Below are 23,035 nucleotides of genomic sequence, written 5' to 3' on the forward strand. Positions count from 1 at the left end.
TTACTCTGCAGGGGTGTGATGGAAAAAATAAGGTCGTTATGCAAAATCCTTCCGCCCCTGTGGTTGAAACGCGCCAGGGCGCACTGACTGGTTTAACCGATGAAAATGTCCACCGCTGGTGCGGTATTCCCTATGCTGCACCGCCAGTGGGTGACTGGCGCTGGCGCTCACCGCGTCCACCAGAACGCTGGGATGGCGTTCGCGATGCCACTGCCTTTTCGGCCTCAAGCTGGCAAAGCAGTGAATATTGTCAGGAGCTGGGCGGGGGCGATCCCGGCCAGTTCTCTGAAGACTGTCTCTATCTGAATGTCTGGTCCCCCGTCGACCGCCCGGGATCGCTTCCGGTGATGGTCTGGCTGCACGGGGGCGGGTTTACGATTGGTGCCGGTGGCTTGCCTCCGTATCACGGCAAATCGCTGGCCGCGCGCGGTGTGGTTGTGGTCACGATTAACTACCGTCTCGGCCATCTCGGCTTTTTCGCCCATCCCGCGCTGGAGGGGGAAGAAGAGCGGGTAGTGCATAATTTTGCTCTGCTTGATCAGATTGCCGCGCTTGAATGGGTGCGGGAGAATATCACCGCGTTTGGGGGCGATCCGCATAACGTGACCCTGTTTGGTGAGTCCGCTGGCGCCCGCAGCGTACTGTCGTTGCTGGCCTCGCCGCTGGCGGAAGGGCTGTTCCACAAGGCGATAGTCCAGAGTGGATATACCTTGCCCGACACGCCGCGCCAGCAGGCGCTGCAAAAAGGGGAAGCACTGGCCGCCCATTTTGGGCTGGAAAACGCGACGGCAGAGCAGTTGCGCGCGATCCCGCCTGAGTCATTCTGGCCGCTGACCGCGCCACTCAACATCGCCCCGGCGCCGATCGTCGGGGATTGCGTCCTGCCGGAGGCCATGCTGGATGTCTTTTTCGCTGCCCGCCAGCACCCTGTGCCGGTGATGATAGGTTCTAACAGCGATGAAGCCAGCGTCATGGCGGTGTTTGGCATCGATCTCGCCGGGCAAATCCAGAAGCTTCGCCGGGAGCGTCGTTTTGGGCTGGGGCTCATCAAGCTGCTTTATCCGGGTGTGAAAGGCGACGAAGAGCTGGGCAGACAGGTGTGTCGCGATATGGCGTTTACCACCATGGGCTATGTCGTGATGCAGGCGCAGCAGCGTGTCGGCGGGCTTTGCTGGCGTTACTGGTTTGACTATGTCGCTGAAGCGGAGCATGCCACCTATATCAACGGCGCGTGGCATGGCAATGAAGTGCCCTACGTGTTCGATACCCTCGGCCAGGTGGAGCCTTCACGTCAGTATGTCAACGAACGGGATTTACAGTTTGCTGCCAGGGTAGCCGATTACTGGGTAAGCTTTGCGCGCGATGCCGGAACGCATGATAGCCTGTCGGGGCCGACGCACTGGCCCGCGTGCCGTAAAGGGCGGGACGTGCTGCTACGTATCGGTGTGAATAAACATGCAGATTTCCGGCTTGAAAACCGCTTTATGCGCGCGCGCATGAGCCTCTTTAAACGGGTGATGAAGCACCACGTCAGCCTCGATTAAGTAAACAGGCGCGAAACGCCGCCAGACCATTTTCTTCGTCAGGCGTTTCGCGCAGCACCAGCCGGTAGCTCGCGCCGGTTTTTACGCTTGTCTCATAGGGCCGCATCAGCCTTCCGGCACCCACATCTTCTGCCACCAGCGTTTCGTCGGCAATGGCGACGCCCAGCCCCTGAATGGCGGCGGTAATGGCGAGATCCATCGTATCGAAGTGTTGATTTTTGTGCATAACAAACCCGGGACCTTCCTGCTTCGCCAGCCACAGTGACCAGTCGGTCTTATCCCGCGTCGGGTGAAGGAACGTCAGTGAACCCAGCGTTGTACCTGCCCGCACCGGGCTGATGACCGGCGTGAGCGCCTCTTCGAACAGCAGATCGCCTGCGCTCATATGCGTGCCAAACACAATGGCCGCGTCGTAAGATTCGGTTTTGAAATTGACGTTATGATCGGTGGTGGTCGTCAGCGCGATCTGCAGATCCGGATGCGCGTGCTCCACCTCCAGCAGGCGCGGTACCAGCCAGCGCATGGCGCAGGTAGGGGCCTTAAGCCGGATCACGGTATGCTGGCTACGGGCCTGGTCGGCCACGGTCAGCAGCTGTTCGAAAGTGGATTGCAGCTCCGGAAGCAGGGCGCTGCCCTGCGGTGAGAGGCGCAGCCCGCGGGCGTGGCGCTCAAACAGCGGAAAGCCAAACCACGCCTCAAGGGAGGCGATCTTACGGCTCACGGCCCCCTGGGTCAGACACAGCTCTGCGGCGGCATGGGTAAGATTCAGATGACGCGCGGTGACTAAAAATGCGTCGATGGCGTTAAGGGGGAGCGAACGGCGAGACATTGAAACACCTCAGCTATGCATTTTTCTCATGGCTATTATGACAACAATTCGATTGTCCCGGCAACGCACTTGTTGTTTGAATAGTTATGCAATGTCCATGAGAAGGGAAAGAGGATGACTTTACGAACGCCGGTACAAACGCGCTCCAAACTGCCAGATGTGGGGACCACCATTTTTACCGTTATCGGCCAGCTTTCGGCACAGCATAACGCCATTAACCTTTCTCAGGGCGCACCGAATTTTTCCTGTGACCCGAAACTGATTGCAGGCGTCACCCGAGCGATGGCGTCAGGGCATAACCAGTACGCGGCGATGACCGGCCTGCAGCCGCTGAAAGAACGCATTGCCGATAAAATTGCCACGCTCTACGGCACGCAGTATGACCCTGCCAGCGAGGTGCTGGTGACCGCCAGCGCCAGCGAAGGGCTCTATTCAGCGATAAGCGGTCTCGTGCACCCCGGTGATGAGGTGATCTACTTTGAACCGTCCTTTGACAGCTACGCGCCGATTGTCCGTCTGCAGGGGGCTACCCCGATTGCTATCAAACTCACGGTGCCGGATTTTACCGTCAACTGGGATGAGGTGCGTGCCGCGATCACCCCGCGCACGCGCATGATCATCATTAACACGCCGCACAACCCGAGCGGTCAGGTCTTCTGTGCCAATGACCTGCAACAGCTGGCGGCGCTGACGCGCCAGACCGACATCATTATTTTGTCTGACGAAGTGTACGAACACGTGGTTTTTGACGGTGAACCGCATCATGGAATGGCCACGCACCCGCAGCTGGCGGAGCGCAGCGTGATTATTTCATCTTTCGGAAAAACCTATCACGTCACCGGCTGGCGCGTAGGGTATTGTGTCGCCCCGGCGGTACTGATGGATGAGATTTGTAAAGTCCATCAATTTTTAATGTTCTCTGCCGATACGCCAATGCAGCACGCCTTTGCGGAGCATATGGTCGATCCGCAAACCTGGCTCTCGCTGTCGGCGTTTTACCAGCGTAAGCGCGATCTGCTGCACGGTCTGCTGGCCGATTCGCCGTTTACCCTGCTACCGAGCGCCGGGTCGTTCTTCATGCTGGCGGATTACAGCGCGTTCAGCGATGAGCGCGACAGCGAGCTGGTGAAACGGCTGATCGTGGAGTACGGCGTTGCCACCATTCCGCTGTCGGCGTTTTATGCGGACGGTACGGATAATAAATTGATTCGTCTCTCTTTTGCGAAAGATGAGGCGACGTTACGGGCAGGTGCCCAGGCCCTGTGTCGGGTTAAATCACGCTGAGGAGTATAAGATGAAATTACGCGCGTTAGTCGTCGGCATGGGATTGCTGTGTACCTTTTCTTCCTTCGCGGCGACCGAGCTGCGTTATGGTCTGGAAGCGGAATATCCGCCGTTTGAAAGCCGTAATGCCTCAGGCGAACTGGAAGGGTTTGACGTTGAGCTGGGGAATGCCATTTGCAAAGCGGCAGCGCTGAAGTGCAGCTGGGTGGAAACCTCGTTTGACGCGCTGATCCCGGGCCTGGTGGCGAAGAAATTCGACGCCATTAATTCGGCGATGAATATCACCGAGCAGCGCCGCAAGAGCATTGATTTTACCCAGCCGATTTACCGCATTCCGTCGCAGCTGGTCGGCAAGGCCGGTACGGCGGTAGAAGCGACCCCAGAAGGGCTCAAGGGGAAAACCATTGGCGTGCTGCAGGGCTCAATTCAGGAAACCTATGCGAAAGAGCACTGGGAAAAGCAGGGTGTCACCGTGGTGTCTTATAAAGATCAGAATATGGCCTGGGGCGACCTGCTTAATGGCCGTATCGACGCCTCGCTGGTGATGTCCGCGGCCGGGCAGGCAGGTTTCCTCAGCAAGCCGCAGGGGAAAGGGTTTGGCTTCATCGGCAAACCGGTGTCTGACGACACTATCCTCGGGAGTGGGATCGGTTTTGGGTTGCGTAAAGGTGACGAGGCCACCAAAAAGCAGCTTGATGCCGCGATTGATAAAGTGCGTGCCGACGGCACGATCGCTAAACTCGCTGATAAGTACTTTCCGGGTATCGATGTCAGCGTAAAATAACCGCCTCATTAGCCCCGGTGACTGATGTCGCACCGGGGCATTTTTCTACACATTTTCCAGGCTTTCTTTACACCACTTTCGGGCCGTTCTGGTCGACAGAAAATATTTCTCACTTTGTTCATATAATCACCGGGCAACAATTGGATTCTTAACCATTTTTGTTTAGGCTGTGCGTTCTTTCTTGCCGTCATTTCGCCGAGCGCGAAACACATTCACACGACCATAAGGACGTTTTTCCAGGCATGAATCGCAGACGTTTTCTAAAAGGCTCGCTGGCAGTGGCAGCCCTGAGCGGCACCTCTGGCCTTGCTTCCCTGTTTTCCAAAGCGGCATACGCTGCTGACTCTGACATCGCTGACGGTCAGAGCCGTCGTTTTGACTTCTCCGTACTGCAATCCTTGGCGCATGACCTGGCGAAAACCCCGTGGGGTGGTGCGCCACGTCCGCTGCCGGACACGCTGGCGACCATGACGCCGCAGGCGTACAACGCCATCCGTTACGATGAGAAGCAGTCTCTGTGGAACAACATTGAAGGGCGTCAGCTGGACGTGCAGTTCTTCCATATGGGAATGGGGTTCCGCCGCCGCGTGCGGATGTTCTCGCTGGACCAGTCGACCTCTATGGCGCGTGAGATCCACTTCCGACCGGAGTTGTTCAGCTACGGTGAAACCGGTGTGGATACCAAACAGCTGGAAGGGCAAAGCGATCTTGGCTTTGCAGGCTTCCGCGCCTTTAAGGCGCCGGAACTGGCGCGTCGCGATATCGTCTCTTTCCTCGGCGCAAGCTATTTCCGTGCGGTTGACGATACCTACCAGTACGGCCTTTCCGCGCGCGGTCTGGCGGTAGATACCTTTACTGACACGCCGGAAGAGTTCCCGGACTTCACCTCCTTCTGGTTTGAAACCGTTAAGCCAGGTGACACCACGTTTACCGTCTATACGCTGCTGGACAGCCCGAGCATTACCGGTGCCTATAAGTTCGTGATCCACTGCGAGAAGAGCCAGGTGATCATGGAGGTGGAAAACCACCTCTATGCGCGTAAAGACATTAAACAGCTCGGCATCGCGCCGATGACCAGTATGTTCAGCTGCGGCAATAACGAACGACGCATGTGCGACACCATCCACCCGCAAATCCATGACTCAGACCGTCTGGCGATGTGGCGCGGCAACGGAGAGTGGATCTGCCGTCCGCTGAACAATCCGCAGAAGCTGCAGTTCAACGCCTATATGGACAAAAACCCTAAAGGGTTTGGTCTGCTGCAGCTGGATCGTGATTTCTCGCACTATCAGGACGTGATGGGCTGGTATAACAAGCGTCCAAGCCTGTGGGTAGAACCGCGCAACGACTGGGGTAAAGGCTCGGTTGGTCTGATGGAGATCCCGACCACCGGTGAAACGCTGGATAACGTTGTCTGCTTCTGGCAGCCGGAGAAAACGGTGAAAGCGGGCGACGAGCTGGACTTTAAATATCGCCTGTACTGGAGCGCAATGCCGCCGGTGCGTTCCCCGCTGGCTAATGTTTTCGCCACCCGCACCGGCATGGGCGGTTTCCCGGAAGGCTGGGCGCCAGGTGAAAATTACCCGAAAGTGTGGGCGCGCCGCTTTGCTATCGACTTTGTCGGTGGCGACCTGAAGGCCGCTGCGCCAAAAGGCATCGAGCCGGTGATTACTCTCTCCAGCGGTGAGGCGAAGCAGGTTGAGATCCTGTACGTAGAACCGTTTGACGGTTATCGCATTCTGTTTGACTGGTACCCAACCTCAGATTCGACCGAGCCGGTAGATATGCGCCTGTTCCTGCGCTGTCAGGGGGATGCCATCAGTGAAACCTGGCTGTATCAGTATTTCCCACCAGCGCCGGATAAACGTCACTACGTTGATGACCGGATAATGCGTTAATCCTTGTGGGATTGTGCCGGGTGGCGCTAACGCTTACCCGGCCTACAAATGCGTCCAGAGTAGGCCGGGTAAGGCGCAGCCGCCACCCGGCAATTGAGGGGCACCATGTCTGCAGAAATTATCCCAGTTACCCAGAATATCGAGCTTCGCGCCGTCGAAGAGCGCTATACCGCCGATCTCCATCACCTCGTCGTCAAAAACAAAACCTGGCTGCAAACCGCCTTTGACTGGGCGCAGCACGTGGGCGCGGAAGAGGATACCCGCCGTAATGTGCTAAGTAACCAGATGCTGCACCAGCGCGGCTACGCCAAAATGTTTTTGATCTTCCGGGATGATGCGCTGGTCGGCGTGCTGTCGTTTAATTCGATAGAGCCTGCCAACAAAGCGGGTTATATCGGTTACTGGCTGGACGAGGCGCATCAGGGGAAGGGGATCCTCTCTCAGTCATTGCAGGCGTTTATGCGCTATTACGCTGAGCGCGGCGAGATCCGCCGTTTTGTGATTAAGTGCCGGGTGGCGAATCAGAGCAGCAACAACGTTGCCCGGCGCAACGGTTTTACGCTGGAAGGGTGCCTGCGGGAAGCGGAATACCTGAATGGCCGCTTTGACGATGTGAACATCTACGGAAAAATTTTTACCCTATAACGCCCCCAGCAGCGGTGTGCGGGTGATGCGCTGGTCGCCGTTAATCACCTTTTCGCCACGCAGGTGAATGCTCTCACCCGAAAAGGCTTCAATGACCGCATCGTCGGTGATTTCAACCCGATGCTCGATCAACACATCGCCGCTGATCCGGGCGCGTCCCTGAATCACCACTTTATCGTCAAGCATGATCGGCCCCCCGCGCAGCCATGCCTGACCGCCGATCAGGACGTGGTGCTTAATGACGCAGTTGCCTTCCACGACGGCATTTTCCGCCACCTGTGAACTGTAGCGCACGGTGGGGATGGCGTCGTCGTCGAAACCGGCAATCAGACGGGCGTTACCGTATACCTTTGCGCAGTCGCACACCCAGACGTTATTGAGATCGTTCCCTTCGAGGATCGCACTGTCGAATACCTCAGCGCGGTGTTCAATAAACGCATTGTTCACCATCGCTTCGCCGTAGATCTGTGCCTGATGCACAACGCGCGACCGGCTTACCGTCGCTTTGTCATAGATTTGCAGGATCTGGTCGTGGTCCGGCGTCAGTCCTTTGGCGGCGATGATGACGCTGTTATGCAGGATGCGCGCGTCGCCGAAGATGTGGCACTCGCCCCGCACGCAGGAGTGCTGAATGGTGACGTTGTCACTTATCCGCGCGCCGTGACTGACTTCGGCGCCGTCCAGCCAGCAGTGACCGCTGATGCGGGCGTCATGGCTGACGGTACAGGGCAGGGTCAGGCGCGCGTGATCCGACACGGTAGCACCGGCGAACACCACGCTGTTCTCGTCATAGATCCAGCAATCCCCATTCTGTGACAGGGCGCGCGCGTCATCAATCCAGCCACCTTTCGTACCGGCCGTGACATCGTTAAAATCTGCCGTGGCGATGATCTGCCGTAAGGTTGTCGTGTGGGTTGTTTCGCCGCTTTTCCATTGCCAGAGGCGGGTTTCATCGCTGAGCCGATACTTTTTCATCGTGTTATCCCTGATAAGCGTCTTCACTAAACGTAGCAAACTTTTGGTTTTTCGTTGTGCTGGCTTCCGTTGCGGAAACCCCTTAAAATGGCATTTAAAATACATTTTAAAAATTAAAATTAATGGATAAACTCAATCCCTCACAGAAAGTGCTTAACTTGCCCGCTGGGTATTTTGGCATGGTGCTTGGCATCATTGGCATGGGTTTCGCCTGGCGATACGCCAGCACGCTCTGGCCGGTGACACGGTGGCCGGGTGATGCGCTGGTGGTCCTTGCCGTTACGTGCTGGTTTTTGCTGACGGTGGCCTTTATCATCCGCGCGATCCGTTTCCCGCGCAGCGTGCTGGCAGAGATGAGGCATCCGGTGATGAGTAGCTTTGTCAGCCTTTTTCCGGCGACGACGATGCTGGTCGCCATCGGTTTTGTGCCCTGGTGCCGCCCGATTTCAGTCGTGCTTTTTGGCGTGGGGGTGGTGACACAGCTGTCTTATTCCGCCTGGCAAAGCGCGGGACTCTGGCGCGGCAACCATCCGCAAGAAGCCACGACGCCGGGTTTATATCTGCCAACCGTGGCGAATAATTTTATTAGCGCCATGGCGTGCGGCGCCCTGGGGTTTAACGACGCCGGTTTCGTGTTCCTGGGGGCGGGTGTCTTCTCCTGGCTCAGCCTGGAGCCGGTTATACTTCAGCGCCTTCGCAGTGCCGGAGAACTTCCGACCGCGCAGCGCACCTCTTTGGGGATTCAGCTTGCGCCCGCGCTGGTGGCCTGTAGCGCCTGGTTTAGCGTTAACGGCGGTGAAGCCGACACCTTTGCCAAAATGTTGTTCGGTTATGGCCTGTTGCAACTGCTGTTTATGCTGCGTCTGTTGCCCTGGTACGTATCCCAGCCGTTTAATGCTTCTTTCTGGAGTTTCTCCTTTGGTATATCCGCACTGGCAACCACCGGGCTGCATCTGGGGCACAGCAGCCCGTCGGGCTTTTTCCACGTGATTGCCGTACCGCTTTTTATCTTCACCAACGTCATCATTGGGATCCTGTTGGTCCGTACTTTTATTCTACTGCTTCAGGGCAAACTTCTGCTGCGCACTGAAAAAGCACTGCTTATGCAATCTGAGGAAAAATAATGTCCGTCGATGAAAATTACTTCACAGAGAAATATGGTTTAACCCGTACACACTCAGAGGTGGTGTACAGCGCGGGGATCGTGAAACCGGGTAAAACCCTGGATCTGGGCTGTGGCAATGGCCGTAACAGCCTTTATCTGGCGGCCAACGGGTACGAGGTCACTGCCTGGGATAAAAATCCGATGAGCATCGATAATATCGAGCGCATCAAAGCGGCAGAAGGCATTGAGAATCTTCACTCAGCCATCAAGGATCTCAACAACCTGAGCATTGACGGCGAGTATGACTTTATTCTGTCTACCGTGGTGCTGATGTTCCTGGAGGCAAAAACCATTCCGGGTCTTATCGCCAATATGCAGCGTTGCACCAAACCTGGCGGTTATAACCTGATCGTTGCTGCGATGGACACGGCGGATTATCCGTGCACCGTCGGCTTCCCGTTTGCGTTTAAAAGCGGTGAACTGAGCAACTACTATGAAGGCTGGGAGTTGCTCAAATACAACGAAGAGGTTGGCGAACTGCACCGCACCGATGAACACGGCAACCGCATCAAGCTGCGCTTTGCTACGATGCTGGCGCGCAAGCCTGCTTAACGCGCGGCCAGCAGGCAGAGTTGCAGGGCAGTGTGGTAAGACGCCTCGAACGACGACAGCGGCAAGAATTCAAACTTCGAATGGAAGTTATGCGCGCCGGTGAAGAAGTTCGGGGTGAGCAACCCTTTTGCCGAGAGCGCTGCGCCGTCTGTACCGCCGCGCATCGGCGTCGGTTTTGGGGTGATACCCAGTGATTCCATCGCCGCAAACATTAGATCGATGGCACGCCTGTCTTCGCCAATCGCATTGCTGATATTGCTGTAAGTCTCTTCAATGCGATAGTCCACTTTTGCCGTCGGATACCGGGCGGCGATCCGGGCGGCGACATCAGCAATCTGCTGCTTGCGGGAAGCAAAGTTGTCCTTGTCAAAGTCCCGAATATTGGCCTTCAGAACGGCCTCGTTCTGCCCGGCCTGAATGCCGTTAAACCAGATGTAGCCTTCACGGCCCTCCGTGCACTCTGGCGTTTGCTGGCGGTCAAACTGGTTGATAAAGTCGGTCGCCATTAATAACGGGTTTACCAGCACCCCTTTAGCAGACATCGGGTGCGCCGTTACGCCGGTAAAGCGGATCTCAGCGGCTGCCGCATTAAAATTCTCATAGACAATCTCCCCCAGCTCGCAGCAGTCGATGGTCCAGGCAAAGTCGACATCGAAGCGTTTCAGATCTAACGCTTTTGCCCCCTTAAGGCCAGTCTCTTCGTCGGGGACAAACGCGACCACAATGTCGCCATGTTTATGCTCAGCGGTCAGGTTTTCCAGCACGGTCATGACCACGGTCACCGCTGCTTTATTATCTGCGCCTAATACGCTGGTACCGTCGCTGAAAATAATCTCTTCATTCGGGTAAGACAGAATTTCCGGATGCTCACTTACCCGTAGCCAGATCCCTTTCTCTTTATTCAGACAGAGATCTTCACCGGTAAACGTTAATATTTGTGGATGAATATCCGGCGATAATCCCACGTCCACGGTATCAATGTGAGTAATAAATCCAATGCGCGGTCCGCCGGGTACATTACCTTTTTTAACCGCCGTTACCGTGGCGAATTCGTCGATCACAATGTCATCTAATCCCAGCTGTGCCAGCTCCTGCGCCAGCTCTCGTGCCATCTCGTGCTGCCCCGGTGTTGAGGGTAAGGTTTTGACGCTGGGATCGCTCTGACTGGTGATGGCGAGATAACGGAAAAAGCGATGTGTTAATTGTCTGGAAAGCGGCGTGCCCATAGTGTTTTCTTCCTTATTTATTTTTCGGGTGTTTGCCACATCACTTTAATGTTATTTATGAAATGGCAAAAGAATTAATTAGCCGTCGAATTAAAAAGACAGGAATAAATGATGACAAGCAAACGCACAACATTAATGCTGGCACTTGCTGCGCTTACGGTCAGTTCCTCCGTTGCCGCGAAAACGCTGGTGTATTGCTCCGAAGGGTCACCGGAAAACTTTAATCCTCAGTTATATACCTCAGGCACCAGCGTGGATGCCAGCGCCGTACCGGTCTATAACCGGCTGGTCGATTTCAAACCCGGCACCACAGAACTGGTGCCGAGCCTGGCAGAGCGCTGGGAGGTGAGCGATGACGGTAAGGTTTACACCTTCCATCTGCGCCAGGGCGTGAAATTTCAGAGCAATAAATCCTTCACGCCGACCCGGGACTTTAACGCCGATGACGTGATCTTCTCGTTTATGCGCCAGAAAGACGTCAATCATCCTTATCACAACGTCTCTAACGGCAGCTACTCCAACTTTGAAAGCCTGGAGTTTGGCAGCCTGATAACCGCCATTGATAAAGTCGATGACCACACCGTGCGCTTTACCCTGGCACACCCGGAAGCGCCGTTTGTCGCCGATCTGGCCTGGTATTTTGCCTCGATTCTCTCTGCCGAGTATGCCGATGCGATGCTGAAAGCAGGCACGCCGGAGAAGGTGGATATGGAGCCGATCGGCACCGGGCCGTTTAAGCTGGCGCAGTATCAAAAAGATTCCCGCATCCTGTTCACGGCGTTTGCCGACTACTGGCAGGGCAAATCAAAGCTGGACCGGCTGGTGTTTACCATCACGCCGGATGCCTCCGTACGTTTTGCCAAAATTGAAAAGAACGAGTGTCAGGTAATGCCGTTCCCGAACCCGGCGGACCTGCCGCGCATGAAAGCCAATAAAAATATTAACCTGATGAACAAGGCCGGGTTGAATACCGGTTTCCTGGCGTTTAATACGCAAAAACCGCCGCTGGATAATGTGAACGTCCGCCGGGCGCTGGCGATGGCCATCAATAAGCCCGCCATTATCGACGCGGTGTTCCACGGCACCGGAACCGTCGCGAAAAATCTGTTACCGCCCGGCGTCTGGAGCGCCAACAGCGAGCTAAAGGATTACGCGTACGATCCTGAAAAAGCAAAAGCGTTGCTGAAAGAGGCGGGTCTTGCTAACGGCGTGAGCATTGACCTGTGGGCGATGCCGGTGCAGCGGCCCTATAACCCGAATGCGAAACGTATGGCCGAGATGATTCAGGCTGACTGGGCGAAAATCGGCGTACAAACCCACATTGTCACTTACGAATGGGGAGAATACCTCAAGCGGGTGAAGGGCGGGGAGCATCAGGCTGCGCTGATGGGCTGGACGACCGCAACGGGCGATCCTGACAACTTCTTTGGTCCGCTGTTTACCTGTACGTCGGCAAATGGCGGATCCAATTCGGCGAAATGGTGCTATAAACCGTTTGATAACCTCATCGCCGAAGCAAAATCGATAACCGATCACGATAAACGTGTGGCGCTGTATCAAGAGGCCCAGCAGATGATGCATGACCAGATGCCAGCGGTCATGATTGCCCACTCAACGATTTTCGAGCCGGTGCGCAAGGAGGTGAAAGGCTACGAAATCGATCCGTTTGGCAAACATATCTTCTGGCAGGTGGATATCAATCCGTAATTTTTCGCTGCCCGGTATGAAGCCGGGCCTTCTTTTTGCAATTTGTGCTACTTACATCATTTTTTGTCACAACAAACCCGCCTGACTTTTGCTATAACTTCAAATGCATACTTGCAGATAACATGGAAAACTATCATGCGTACTCAAACTTTTTTTAAAGTTGCAGTGCTTACTGGTTTATTGGCTCTGGCAGGCTGTTCTTCAAAAGTCGCCGCCCCCGAACAATATTCAGGCTTTTTAAAAGATTACTCCGGCTTGCAACAGACGACATCTGCGACGGGCAAACCGACGCTGCGCTGGGTCGATCCTAATTATAACGAAGCGAATTACGACAGTATTATCTGGACGCCGATTACCTATTACCCTACGCCTAAACCGACCACTCAGATTGGGCAGAAAACCCTTGATGAGCTGTTGAACTACACCAATACCAAAATGAAAACGGCTATTGGTACTCGTAAGCCTATAGTGGCGACACCAGGTAAACATAGCCTGATTTTCCGGGGTGCCATTACAGGGGTGAGTTCGCAGAAAGAAGGCCTGCAGTTCTACGAAGTGGTGCCTGTCGCGCTGGTGGTGGCGGGGACGCAGATGGCAACCGGCCATCGCACCATGGATACCCATCTCTACTTTGAAGGTGAGCTGATCGACGCAGCCACCAACAAACCGGTGATGAAGGTTGTTCGTAAGGGCGAAGGTAAAGAGCTGAGCAATGAAAATACGCCAATGACCTTTGCGACGCTGAAGCAGGTTGTGGATGATATGGCGACAGATGCCACCATGTTTGATGTGCATAAAACAGCAAAATAAATCATGCACGGCCTGCAGATTGCAGGCCGTTTTTTTACGCCGTCCGTAAACGCCTGAACCAGGTTTCGGGTTTAGTGAACATCACCATATTCCCACCCAGAATCAGCAGTAAACCGACGATCCCGTTGAGATGCCAGACGTAGCCTTCATACACCGTTGAGATGGAGAGCGCCACCAGCGGGAAGAGTAGCGTGCTGTACGCCGCTTTCCCGGGGCCAATACGCCCGACCAGCGTGAAGTAAGCGCCGAAAGCAATCACCGAACCAAACAGAGCCAGATAGAGCAGTGCGCCGATGTAGGTTACCGTCCATTCCGGGGTAAAGCTGTCCCCTCTGAAGAGGGCGATGCAGCCCATCACCAGCGTACCGTAAAGCATCGCCCAGGCGTTGGTGGTCATGGTTTCCAGGCCTCTGCGCTGATGGCGCATGCTGATCATGTTGCCCAGCGAGAAACCATAGGTTCCAAGCGCAGAAAGGCCAATGCCCGTCAGAAGCGATACGCTCCAGCCGCTGGCAAGCAGATCGTCCCAGAAAAGGGTAATAATCCCGACCAGACCCAATGCCGCCGCCGTCCAGAAACGCGCGGGCGGGCGCTGACCAAAGAAAATAAAGCTATTAATGGCGTTATAGAGCACCGCCATGGAGAAGATGACGGATTCCAGCCCGGTATTGATGTGCGCGGCCGCGGTATAAAAGCACCAGAAGTTAAAGCAGAAAACGCAGCATCCCTGAAGCATGCAAAAAAGGTGATCCCGTAGCGCCAGCTTACGCAGTCGACGCAGGGCAAGTAACACCACCATCATCGTGGCGCTGGCCACGGCGAAACGCCAGAAAATCGACACCGGGGCCGCCACGGGACCTTGCTGCAGGAAAATGGCAATCCAGGTGGTTCCCCAGATGACCACGACCAGTCCGTATAATAATGCGTTCATATCATTTCTCTTCTCAAACCACGAAAGCCCGCAGTATGGCGCTGAAATACGCCGTGGGCTTTCACCGGCTTGCGGCAGACTTGCAAAATCTTGCGCTTTTTTCTCTCCGGGGGACTGGCAACGGGGAACAACAATTCTTAGACTGACAGTTCGATCACTCACGCGCTAACGGTTATGTCTCACGCTTACGATACCTTTGAAACGCTTAGTCAGCAGAATGCCGTCCTGCGGGAGACGGTCTCGCTGAACTCGGGTATTCAACTGGCGGCGTGGTACAACAAGCACGATACGATAACGGTTAAAAGCAATCATCACACCCTGAGCCTGTACGTGGCCGACGGTTATGAGAGCTATCAAAAAACGCCGGGCGGCTGGAAGAACGGCGGGGGACCGGACCGTTTCTGCCTGATGCCGAAAGAGAGTGAATCGACGTGGGATATCCGTGATGACCTGTCGTTTGTCCATCTCTACTGCACCGATGAACACCTGCGCGACGTGGGCGAAAAAATCTGGGATAAGCGGCCGCTGTCGCTGACGCTGGACGAACGCATTTTTGGCAGTGACCCGAAGATCACCGCGCTGTATCGCCAGTTTTTACTTGGCTGCGACTGGCAGCAGCAGGCCAATCAGCTCACCCTGAGTACAGCATCCACGTTGCTGATGACCCATCTGCTGCAAAACTACTCCAACGTTCAGTGGAAGCTGCCGGTCGTCACCGGCGGGTTATCGCCTTTCGTTCTGCGCAACGTGCTGGCCTTCATAGAAGAGCATCTTGGCCAGCCGTTAACCCTGGCCGAGCTGGCGGCGCAGGCAGCCCTCAGCGAATACCATTTTGCCCGCATGTTCCGCCAGTCGACGGGACTGGCACCGCATCAGTACGTGATGCAGCGACGCATGGAAAAAGCAAAAAACCTGGTGCAGCATAGCGCAATGCCACTAACGGACATCGCGCTGGCCTGCGGATTTAACTCCGCCAGCCACTTCAGTAACCGTTTTCGCAGCGTGATGGGTATGACGCCGTCCCAGCTGCGCGCGGCGAGCGCGTGAAAACAGGGCATAGCATATCCCGCCCAGCACCAGCCCCCAGAATGCCGAACCGATGCCCAGAAGGGTGACTCCGCTCGCGGTCATCAGAAACGTGACGATGGCTGCGTCACGTTCGGCTTCATGATTCAGGGCCTGAAATAAACTCCCGCTGAGGGTTCCAAGCAACGCCAGCCCCGCCAGGGTCTGGATCCAGCTCAGCGGCAGTGCAGCCATGATCCCGGTAATAGACCCGCCGAAAACTCCAGCCAGCAGATAAAACCCACCGGCTGCAATGGCCGCCAGCCAGCGTTTAGTCGTATCCGGGTGGGCATCAGCGCTTTGACAGATGGCGGCGGTAATGGCCGCGATGCAGATGGAGAAGACGCCAAAGGGTGAAAGCAGCAGCGCCAGGCCACCGGTAACGATGATGAGCGGTGAGACCGCCAGCGAGTAGCCGGAGGCTTTCATCGTGGCGAAGCCCGGCGCATTCTGCGAGGCCATGGTCACCAGGAAGAAGGGCAAACCGATACTCACCAGGCTGGTAAAAGTAAAGTCGGGGGCAATAAACTCAGGCATCACAACGGAGAGGCTGACTTTATCGGTGGCAACGTCACCACTTATCCATGCCACGAGACCACCTGCCAGCAGCGTAACCACGATGGCATAGCGCGGCGCCAGCGCTTTTGCCAGCAGCCACGCGGCAATCATGCTCCCGCACAGCAGAAAGTGGCCGTCAAGATGTGCAAACGCGTGCAGGCCAAACTGCAGAAGCACGCCTGCCAGCATGGCGGCCGCGAGCGAATGGGGGATCAGCGTCATGAGACGAGCGAAAAGCCCCGTAATACCGCAGAGTAAAATAAGCGCGTTAGCGAAGATAAACACACCGATAGTTTCAGACAGCGTCACCCCCTGCAGGCTGGTGGCGAGCAGGGCGGCCCCGGGGGTTGACCAGGCCGTCAGTACCGGCGCTTTAAACCACCAGGAGAGCGCCAGCGTGCTGACCCCCATCCCAATCCCCAGCGCGGTCATCCAGCCCGCGATTTGCTGCGCGCTGGCACCTGCCGCGGCGGCGGCTTGCCAGATAATGGCGGCCGAACTGGCATAACCCACCAGGACGGCGACAAATCCAGCCAGTGTGACTGGAATAAGATGAGAGGAAGGGCGCATGGCAACTCCGTTGTGCGTTATAACGTCCGTATTACGGTAGCACTGTGCGTTATAGCGTACAAGTGGTATGATCATCGGCACCAGGAGGGAACATGGACATCACACAACATCTTGCAGCAACACTGAAAACACTGCGTCAGGCCCGCGGCTGGAGCCTGTCAAAGCTGGCGGACGAGGCCGGCGTGTCGAAAGCGATGCTCGGCCAAATTGAGCGCAATGAATCCAGCCCGACGGTATCGACCCTGTGGAAAATCGCCACCGGGCTGAACGTTCCGTTTTCCGCGTTCATCACGCCAGAGGCAGACAGGCAGGCTGTGTTTGATCCCCAGCAGCAGGCGATGGTCGTCAAACCGCTCTTTCCGTGGGATGAGACCCTGAGGTTCGATCATTTCTCTATTACGCTGGCGGCGGGTGCCCTGAGCGAATCCACGCCCCATGAGGCGGGCGTGATTGAACATGTGGTGGTCATTAGCGGAGATCTGGAGATGAAAATCGACGGCGAATGGCAGACGGTTTATGCCGACTCGGGCGTCCGTTTTGCCGGTGATAAACCGCATGCCTACCGCAACAGCAGCGACCGGCCGGTGCATTTTCACTCTCTGATCCATTATCCCCGCTGAGGCTACGCAAAACTGTTTCGCTGTCGTAGACTTCTGACTACAATAGCCGCCATTTTGACCATAACGGATAACGACGAAGTATGCGCCTGCAATCCCATCATCTTGAACTTTTAAGCCCGGCCCGTGACGCCGCCATTGCCCGCGAAGCGATCCTTCACGGCGCGGACGCCGTCTACATTGGCGGCCCTGGCTTTGGTGCCCGCCATAACGCCAGCAACAGCCTGCGCGATATTGCCGACCTGGTGCCGTTCGCCCACCGTTTCGGGGCGAAAGTGTTCGTGACCCTGAACACCATTCTTCATGATGATGAGCTGGAGCCTGCGCAACGACTGATCGCCGATCTCTATCAGACCGGCGTCGATGCCCTGATTGTTCAGGACATGGGGGTTCTGGAGCTGGATATTCCGCCGATTGAACTGCACGCCAGTACCCAGTGTGATATCCGCACGGTGGAGAAGGCGAAGTTCCTCTCCGACGTCGGCTTTTCGCAGATCGTTCTGGCCCGTGAGCTGAACCTGAATCAGATCCGTGATATCCACCAGGCGACAGACGCGACGATCGAGTTCTTTATCCACGGCGCGCTGTGCGTGGCCTATTCCGGTCAGTGCAACATTTCCCACGCCCAGACGGGCCGTAGCGCCAACCGTGGCGACTGTTCGCAGGCCTGCCGTCTGCCGTATACCCTGAAAGACGATCAGGGCCGCGTAGTGGCGTTCGAAAAACACCTCCTCTCCATGAAGGATAACGATCAGACCGCCAACCTGGGCGCGCTGATTGATGCGGGCGTCCGTTCCTTCAAGATTGAAGGGCGTTATAAAGACATGAGCTACGTGAAGAACATCACCGCGCACTACCGTCAGATGCTGGACGCCATCATCGAAGACCGCGGCGATCTGGCGCGCGCGTCGGCAGGTCGTACCGAGCATTTCTTTATTCCGTCGACGGACAAAACCTTCCACCGCGGCAGCACGGACTATTTCGTGAACGCCCGTAAAGGCGATATCGGCGCATTCGACTCTCCGAAGTTCATCGGTTTACCGGTCGGTGAAGTGCTGAAGGTGGCGAAAGATCATCTTGATGTTGAAGTGACGGAGCCGCTGGCGAATGGCGATGGCCTGAACGTGATGATTAAGCGTGAAGTGGTGGGTTTCAGGGCTAATACGGTCGAAAAAACCGGTGAAAATCGCTATCGCGTATGGCCGAATGAAATGCCTGCCGATCTCTACAAGGCGCGTCCGAACGCGCCACTTAACCGTAACCTCGATCATAACTGGCAGCAGGCGCTGCTGAAAACCTCCAGCGAGCGTCGTATCGCGGTGGATATCGAGCTTGGCGGCTGGGAAGAACAGCTGATTCTGACCATGACCTGTGAAGACGGTATCAGCGTGACGCATACGCTGGATGGCCTGTTCGAGGTGGCAAACAACGCGGAAAAAGCGCTTAACAGCCTGAAGGATGGCGTAGCGAAGCTGGGACAGACGATTTACTACGCGCGCGCTATCGAGGTTAACCTGCCGGACGCGCTGTTTGTGCCGAACAGCCTGCTTAACCAGTTCCGCCGTGAAACGGCAGAGCTGCTGGATGAAGCGCGTCTGGCCCAGTATCCACGCGGTAGCCGTAAAGCGGAAGTTGTTCCGGCCCCGGTATACCCGGACACGCATTTATCTTTCCTGGCGAACGTCTACAACCATAAGGCGCGTGAATTCTATCATCGCCACGGTGTGCAGCTGATCGACGCGGCCTATGAAGCGCATGAAGAGAAGGGCGACGTGCCGGTGATGATCACCAAGCACTGTCTCCGCTTCGCCTTCAATCTGTGCCCGAAACAGGCAAAAGGCAATATTAAGAGCTGGAAAGCGACGCCCATGCAGCTGGTCAACGGTGATGAAGTCCTTACCCTGAAGTTTGACTGCCGTCCCTGCGAAATGCATGTTATTGGCAAGATGAAAAACCATATTTTCAAAATGCCGCAGCCGGGCAGCATTGTCGCTTCCGTCAGTCCTGACGATCTGATGAAAACCCTGCCAAAACGTAAGGGGAGCTAACTACCTTACGTGCGTCTCCGGTTTGCGCGATTTCTGCCACAGGTGGTGTTCGCGCAAACCCTCCGCTGACTCTTCCGCTGCGCTGCGTAATTCATCGCTGTCGGCCTCGTGCCGCAGCTGATGCCCCACATTCTTTACCCATACATATTCATGCCCTTTGTGCCCGGCTATAAGCTGCCCTGAAAACAGCGCACAAATAAGCATGACGAGAGATAACCCTTTTTTAATCATGGTTTCACCGCTGAGTGACGTTGCGGGGATAATCATGGCGATTATTTCTTAGTGTTATTATTCAATAATTCAAAGTACGGCAAAGAAAATGTCAAATAGTGTTGGCTCAGAATTGTTTTTAAGAAATATCCTAAATGCGCCTAAAGCACTGTCAACTACCACTTCTGGACCATAAACAGGCGTTTGAATTAGGGATAATCCTATATAATAGGGATTCTCTGGCTAAGGAATGAGTCTTAATAAATGAAAAAAATAATCGCGTTTGCGCTCCTCGTGGCTGCTGTGGGTGCTACGGCAGGGGTTCGCTATATCGGGAATGACGAACCAGAATATATTCAGTCCGCAGAAACCCGTGTTGGTTCATATTTAACCAGCGATTACGGGCGTGTAGCCTGCAATAGCAAACAAGTAGACGATCAGCGCTGGGAATTAGATTGCCTGCATCAGGCAAGAGGAAAAGTATTCCAGTTTGCGGTGTATCCTTCTGAAAAAGCCCCCTATGGTGTTTCGCGTTCGTTTTATCTCGAAGCGATTAATGATGAAGCAAAACAGAGCGCCGAACAGGGTCTGATGCGTTATTTGCAAATCAACACGAAGGCGAGTTAATAGAGCTGTTTAGCTTTCGTTAAGTTAATCAGTGTTAGTTTGTAAGGGATCCGCAGCCCGACCATGGAGCGTCGGGGACGTAGAGACCAAAATACAAATCTATCCATGCAAGCATTTACCGCCAGATAATGGCGGTTTTTTTTTGCCATTTCGCGTATGTGCCCCTCATCCCAGCCCTCTCCCTCAGGGAGAGGGGCGTCTGTGTCGGTATTATGTTGTGGGGATCCCTCAACGGGCAGGACCTGAACGCGAAAATTGCTTGCGGTACTGGGCCGGGGAAAGGGCAAATTGCTGACGAAAGTGGTGGCGCAACGTCGCCGCCTGTCCAAAACCGGTCTGTTCAGCGATGCTGTCGATGCTCAACCGACTGCTTTCCAGGTAATCTTTTGCTCTCAACAGACGCTCATTGATCAGCCAGCGCGACGGTGTCGTTCCCGTTGCCGCCTCGAAGCGACGAAGGAAGGTACGCTGGCTCATGCCCACCCGACGCGCCAGCGAGTCGACGCTGTGCGGTTCAACGAGATGGTTGTGCAGGAAATCAAACAGCTGTCCCAGACGCTGGCTCTCCCGTAGCTGTGCCACCGGGCGGCTCAGCTGTTGCGGCTGCGAACCATCCCGGTGGGGAGGAATAACCAGCCGACGCGCCACGCTGTTGGCGGTTTCCATGCCATAATCCCGGCGGACGACGTGTAGACAGAGATCGATGCCCGCCGCGCTACCAGCAGAAGTCAGAATATCCCCCTCGTCCTGATAGAGTACGTCTTCAATCACGTCGATGTCAGGGTAGCGGGCTTTAAGCGCCTCAATGTAGCGCCAGTGGGTTGTGGCTTTGCGCCCGTTCAACAGTCCCGTTGCGGCCAGCACAAACACACCCGAACAGATGGACAGCAGCTGGCATCCACGAGCGCTGGCCTCACGCAATGCGTCGCACAGGGCCCTGGGAACCGGCGCGTCCAGCCCCCGCCAGCCGGGAACCACGATCAGATCCGCAGACTCAAGCAGGCTCAAATCACCATCAGTCACCATGCGGATCCCGCCCGTCGCCCGCAATTCTCCGCTATCCACACCTGCCACAGCAAAGCGATACCAGGCGTCGCCCAGCTCAGGACGTGGCAGGCCAAAAATCTCAACCGCCACGCCAAACTCAAAGGTACAGAGGCCGTCATACGCCAGCACCACCACCTGAGGGCGGGAAACCTGTCTTAAGTTTGTCATCTTTTTGCTGTTTTCTGGCATAAGCAAGCGCATTCATGGGCTGAATTTGTGGATAGAGTAGTGTTAACACAAACGCCAAAGATGAGGAAGGATCATGAGCTATGTTACTGAATTTCCGGCTGCCGAGCCGCAGGAAGCCGTTACCCATTTTCTGCGTCGCCTGAGTGTCGAAACCGACTGTGCCGATGTGCATCATGCCATCGCCAGTCATGAGCAGGACTTCGTGCTGCTGCATGTGGTAGGGAGTGCGGAACAATTCGCCCGTCGTCATGTCCCCGGGGCACTGCACATGCCGTGGAGCCAGATTACTGCTGAACGCATGGCCCGGTGGCCGGACGGCACGCTGTTTGTCGTTTACTGTGCGGGGCCGCACTGTAACGGCGCGGACAGGGCTGCGCTGAAGCTGGCGCGACTCGGGTTGCCGGTCAAAATCATGCTGGGCGGGATCACCGGCTGGGAAGATGAACGCTACGCGTTTGCCAGTCAGGGATCCGTTTCCGCCCTGTGAAGATGAATTTTTTTCAACACCCGTGAAATTTTCTCGTTTGCCGGAGCCAGTGAGGTATGACATCTTTTTTGGACATTTAGACATCCAGAAGTCTAAAGATTCAAATAATGAATTATCACTGCCGGCAATTATTACCGTCAGACAGAGGAGATTTCCATGCAACGACAGCACGCCCCATACCGCGCCGATGTAGTAGGCAGTTTTTTACGTCCGGATGCCATTAAACAGGCCCGCCTGAAGTTCGCCAGCGGTGAGATAGATGCCGGACAGCTTCGCGCGGTGGAGGACGATGCCATTCGCCACGTCGTCGAGCAGCAGTGTGCGTGCGGTCTGCATGTGGTGACCGACGGTGAATTTCGCCGTGCCTGGTGGCACTTCGATTTCTTCGATGGCCTGCAGGGGGTTGAGCGTTACGATTCGCAGCAGGGTATTCAGTTCAACGGTGTACAGACCAAAGCCCACGGCGTGCGCGTCACCGGCAAGCTGGGCTTTGGCGATCATCCGATGCTGGACGATTTCCGCTATCTGAAAAGCATCAGCGGTAATGCGCAGCCGAAGATGACCATTCCCAGCCCAAGCGTCCTTCATTTCCGCGGCGGCCGCAAAGATATCGACGTGACGGTTTACCCGGACCTGAACGTCTATTTTGACGATCTGGCGACCACCTGGCGCGACGCTATCCGGGCCTTCTATGATGCAGGCTGCCGTTACCTGCAACTTGACGACACCGTCTGGGCCTACCTCTGTTCGGACGATCAGCGTCGTCAGATCCGCGAGCGCGGAGATGATGCCGATGAGCTTGCGCAGATCTACGCCCGCGTGCTGAACAAGGCGCTGGAAGGTAAACCGGACGATCTGACCATCGGGCTGCATGTCTGCCGCGGCAACTTCCGTTCAACCTGGATTTCGGAAGGGGGATACGAGCCGGTGGCGGAAGTGCTGTTCGGTACGGTGAACGTAGATGCCTTCTTCCTGGAATATGATAACGACCGCAGCGGTGATTTTGCGCCACTGCGCTTTATTCGCCCGGGCAAGCAGCAGGTGGTGCTGGGGCTGATAACCACCAAAAATGGAGAGCTGGAGAACCCGGAAGGGGTTAAAGCCCGTCTGGAAGAGGCGGCAAAATACGTGGCCAAAGAGCAGATCTGCCTCAGCCCGCAGTGCGGCTTTGCCTCGACCGAAGAGGGCAACAGCCTGAGTGAAACTCAGCAGTGGGACAAAGTCCGTCTGGTGACACAGATCGCCAGTGAAGTTTGGTAAAAACACC

22 protein-coding genes are annotated in these 23,035 nt (G+C 55.7%); 15 read left to right on the forward strand and 7 right to left on the reverse strand.

Annotation, left to right across the window (positions count from 1 at the left end):
- The first annotated feature begins 38 nt into the window (after positions 1-38).
- Complete coding sequence (locus ACMGGM_RS01770; RefSeq protein WP_048997007.1) at positions 39-1,544, forward strand: carboxylesterase/lipase family protein; 1,506 nt, start codon at positions 39-41, stop codon at positions 1,542-1,544.
- Here ACMGGM_RS01770 and ACMGGM_RS01775 read toward each other — a convergent pair.
- Positions 1,531-2,373, reverse strand: a complete 843-nt coding sequence (locus ACMGGM_RS01775; protein WP_014883795.1) for a LysR family transcriptional regulator — start codon at positions 2,371-2,373, stop codon at positions 1,531-1,533. The genes ACMGGM_RS01770 and ACMGGM_RS01775 overlap by 14 nt on opposite strands.
- 114 nt (positions 2,374-2,487) lie before the next feature.
- Between ACMGGM_RS01775 and ACMGGM_RS01780 the strand changes: the two genes are divergently transcribed.
- The 4 genes from ACMGGM_RS01780 (at position 2,488) to rimL (ending at position 6,984) form a co-directional block, all read left to right on the forward strand.
- Complete coding sequence (locus ACMGGM_RS01780) at positions 2,488-3,657, forward strand: pyridoxal phosphate-dependent aminotransferase (protein WP_200925231.1); 1,170 nt, start codon at positions 2,488-2,490, stop codon at positions 3,655-3,657.
- A 10-nt stretch (positions 3,658-3,667) separates the two neighbouring features.
- A complete protein-coding gene (locus tag ACMGGM_RS01785) occupies positions 3,668-4,441 on the forward strand; it encodes a transporter substrate-binding domain-containing protein (protein ID WP_023330389.1) in 774 nt (257 codons plus the stop codon).
- A gap of 242 nt (positions 4,442-4,683) precedes the next feature.
- The gene (locus ACMGGM_RS01790) at positions 4,684-6,339 is read left to right on the forward strand and encodes a glucan biosynthesis protein D (protein ID WP_063943124.1); all 1,656 of its coding nucleotides are present in this window, start codon (positions 4,684-4,686) and stop codon (positions 6,337-6,339) included.
- Positions 6,340-6,444: 105 nt separating this feature from the next.
- Entirely contained in the window at positions 6,445-6,984 is a 540-nt protein-coding gene (gene rimL / locus ACMGGM_RS01795) for a 50S ribosomal protein L7/L12-serine acetyltransferase (protein WP_045134045.1), read from the forward strand.
- On the opposite strand, the gene ydcK is transcribed toward rimL, so the two are convergent.
- The gene (gene ydcK / locus ACMGGM_RS01800) at positions 6,979-7,959 is read right to left on the reverse strand and encodes a YdcK family protein (RefSeq protein ID WP_063943126.1); all 981 of its coding nucleotides are present in this window, start codon (positions 7,957-7,959) and stop codon (positions 6,979-6,981) included. The two genes, rimL and ydcK, sit on opposite strands and share 6 nt — an antisense overlap.
- 122 nt (positions 7,960-8,081) lie before the next feature.
- Here ydcK and tehA point away from each other — a divergent pair, with 122 nt between their 5' ends.
- On the forward strand, positions 8,082-9,083 hold the full coding sequence (tehA, locus tag ACMGGM_RS01805) for a dicarboxylate transporter/tellurite-resistance protein TehA (protein ID WP_063943128.1): 1,002 nt from the start codon (positions 8,082-8,084) through the stop codon (positions 9,081-9,083).
- Positions 9,083-9,676, forward strand: a complete 594-nt coding sequence (gene tehB, locus ACMGGM_RS01810; RefSeq protein WP_014883802.1) for a tellurite resistance methyltransferase TehB — start codon at positions 9,083-9,085, stop codon at positions 9,674-9,676. The genes tehA and tehB overlap by 1 nt, the downstream gene beginning before the upstream one ends.
- Here the strand turns inward: tehB and pepT are convergent.
- Positions 9,673-10,902 carry a peptidase T gene (gene pepT / locus ACMGGM_RS01815; RefSeq protein WP_047344225.1) on the reverse strand — a complete coding sequence of 410 codons (1,230 nt, stop codon included), beginning with the start codon at positions 10,900-10,902 and terminating at the stop codon, positions 9,673-9,675. The two genes, tehB and pepT, sit on opposite strands and share 4 nt — an antisense overlap.
- A gap of 111 nt (positions 10,903-11,013) precedes the next feature.
- Between pepT and ACMGGM_RS01820 the strand changes: the two genes are divergently transcribed.
- Entirely contained in the window at positions 11,014-12,609 is a 1,596-nt protein-coding gene (locus tag ACMGGM_RS01820; RefSeq protein WP_071922247.1) for an ABC transporter substrate-binding protein, read from the forward strand.
- 135 nt (positions 12,610-12,744) lie between these two features.
- Entirely contained in the window at positions 12,745-13,419 is a 675-nt protein-coding gene (locus ACMGGM_RS01825; protein WP_014883805.1) for a DUF3313 domain-containing protein, read from the forward strand.
- A gap of 34 nt (positions 13,420-13,453) precedes the next feature.
- On the opposite strand, the gene ACMGGM_RS01830 is transcribed toward ACMGGM_RS01825, so the two are convergent.
- Positions 13,454-14,350 (reverse strand): DMT family transporter, encoded by an 897-nt coding sequence (locus ACMGGM_RS01830; RefSeq protein WP_014883806.1) that lies wholly within the window; start codon positions 14,348-14,350, stop codon positions 13,454-13,456.
- A 174-nt stretch (positions 14,351-14,524) separates the two neighbouring features.
- Here ACMGGM_RS01830 and ACMGGM_RS01835 point away from each other — a divergent pair, with 174 nt between their 5' ends.
- Complete coding sequence (locus ACMGGM_RS01835; protein ID WP_014883807.1) at positions 14,525-15,397, forward strand: helix-turn-helix transcriptional regulator; 873 nt, start codon at positions 14,525-14,527, stop codon at positions 15,395-15,397.
- Here ACMGGM_RS01835 and ACMGGM_RS01840 read toward each other — a convergent pair.
- Positions 15,287-16,543: a benzoate/H(+) symporter BenE family transporter gene (locus ACMGGM_RS01840; RefSeq protein ID WP_014883808.1), complete on the reverse strand. Its 1,257-nt coding sequence runs from the start codon at positions 16,541-16,543 to the stop codon at positions 15,287-15,289. The two genes, ACMGGM_RS01835 and ACMGGM_RS01840, sit on opposite strands and share 111 nt — an antisense overlap.
- Positions 16,544-16,635: 92 nt before the next feature.
- Between ACMGGM_RS01840 and ACMGGM_RS01845 the strand changes: the two genes are divergently transcribed.
- Entirely contained in the window at positions 16,636-17,163 is a 528-nt protein-coding gene (locus ACMGGM_RS01845; protein WP_063943130.1) for a helix-turn-helix domain-containing protein, read from the forward strand.
- Between the two features lie 80 nt (positions 17,164-17,243).
- Complete coding sequence (locus ACMGGM_RS01850; protein WP_023330399.1) at positions 17,244-19,208, forward strand: peptidase U32 family protein; 1,965 nt, start codon at positions 17,244-17,246, stop codon at positions 19,206-19,208.
- Here ACMGGM_RS01850 and ACMGGM_RS01855 read toward each other — a convergent pair whose 3' ends face one another.
- Positions 19,209-19,439 carry a DUF2554 family protein gene (locus ACMGGM_RS01855; RefSeq protein ID WP_063943331.1) on the reverse strand — a complete coding sequence of 77 codons (231 nt, stop codon included), beginning with the start codon at positions 19,437-19,439 and terminating at the stop codon, positions 19,209-19,211.
- Positions 19,440-19,682: 243 nt separating this feature from the next.
- Here ACMGGM_RS01855 and ACMGGM_RS01860 point away from each other — a divergent pair, with 243 nt between their 5' ends.
- The gene (locus ACMGGM_RS01860; RefSeq protein ID WP_023330401.1) at positions 19,683-20,045 is read left to right on the forward strand and encodes a hypothetical protein; all 363 of its coding nucleotides are present in this window, start codon (positions 19,683-19,685) and stop codon (positions 20,043-20,045) included.
- 228 nt (positions 20,046-20,273) lie between these two features.
- Here the strand turns inward: ACMGGM_RS01860 and ftrA are convergent, their stop codons facing one another.
- Positions 20,274-21,281, reverse strand: coding sequence for a transcriptional regulator FtrA (ftrA, locus tag ACMGGM_RS01865; protein WP_063943132.1), 1,008 nt, complete (start codon positions 21,279-21,281; stop codon positions 20,274-20,276).
- Between the two features lie 73 nt (positions 21,282-21,354).
- Here ftrA and ACMGGM_RS01870 point away from each other — a divergent pair, with 73 nt between their 5' ends.
- Complete coding sequence (locus tag ACMGGM_RS01870) at positions 21,355-21,768, forward strand: rhodanese-like domain-containing protein (RefSeq protein ID WP_014883814.1); 414 nt, start codon at positions 21,355-21,357, stop codon at positions 21,766-21,768.
- Positions 21,769-21,924: 156 nt separating this feature from the next.
- Positions 21,925-23,028: a cobalamin-independent methionine synthase II family protein gene (locus ACMGGM_RS01875; RefSeq protein ID WP_063943134.1), complete on the forward strand. Its 1,104-nt coding sequence runs from the start codon at positions 21,925-21,927 to the stop codon at positions 23,026-23,028.
- The last annotated feature ends 7 nt before the right edge of the window (positions 23,029-23,035 follow it).

Source organism: Enterobacter sp. BNK-14 (assembly GCF_047456095.1).
GTDB classification, from domain to species: Bacteria; Pseudomonadota; Gammaproteobacteria; order Enterobacterales; family Enterobacteriaceae; genus Enterobacter; species Enterobacter kobei.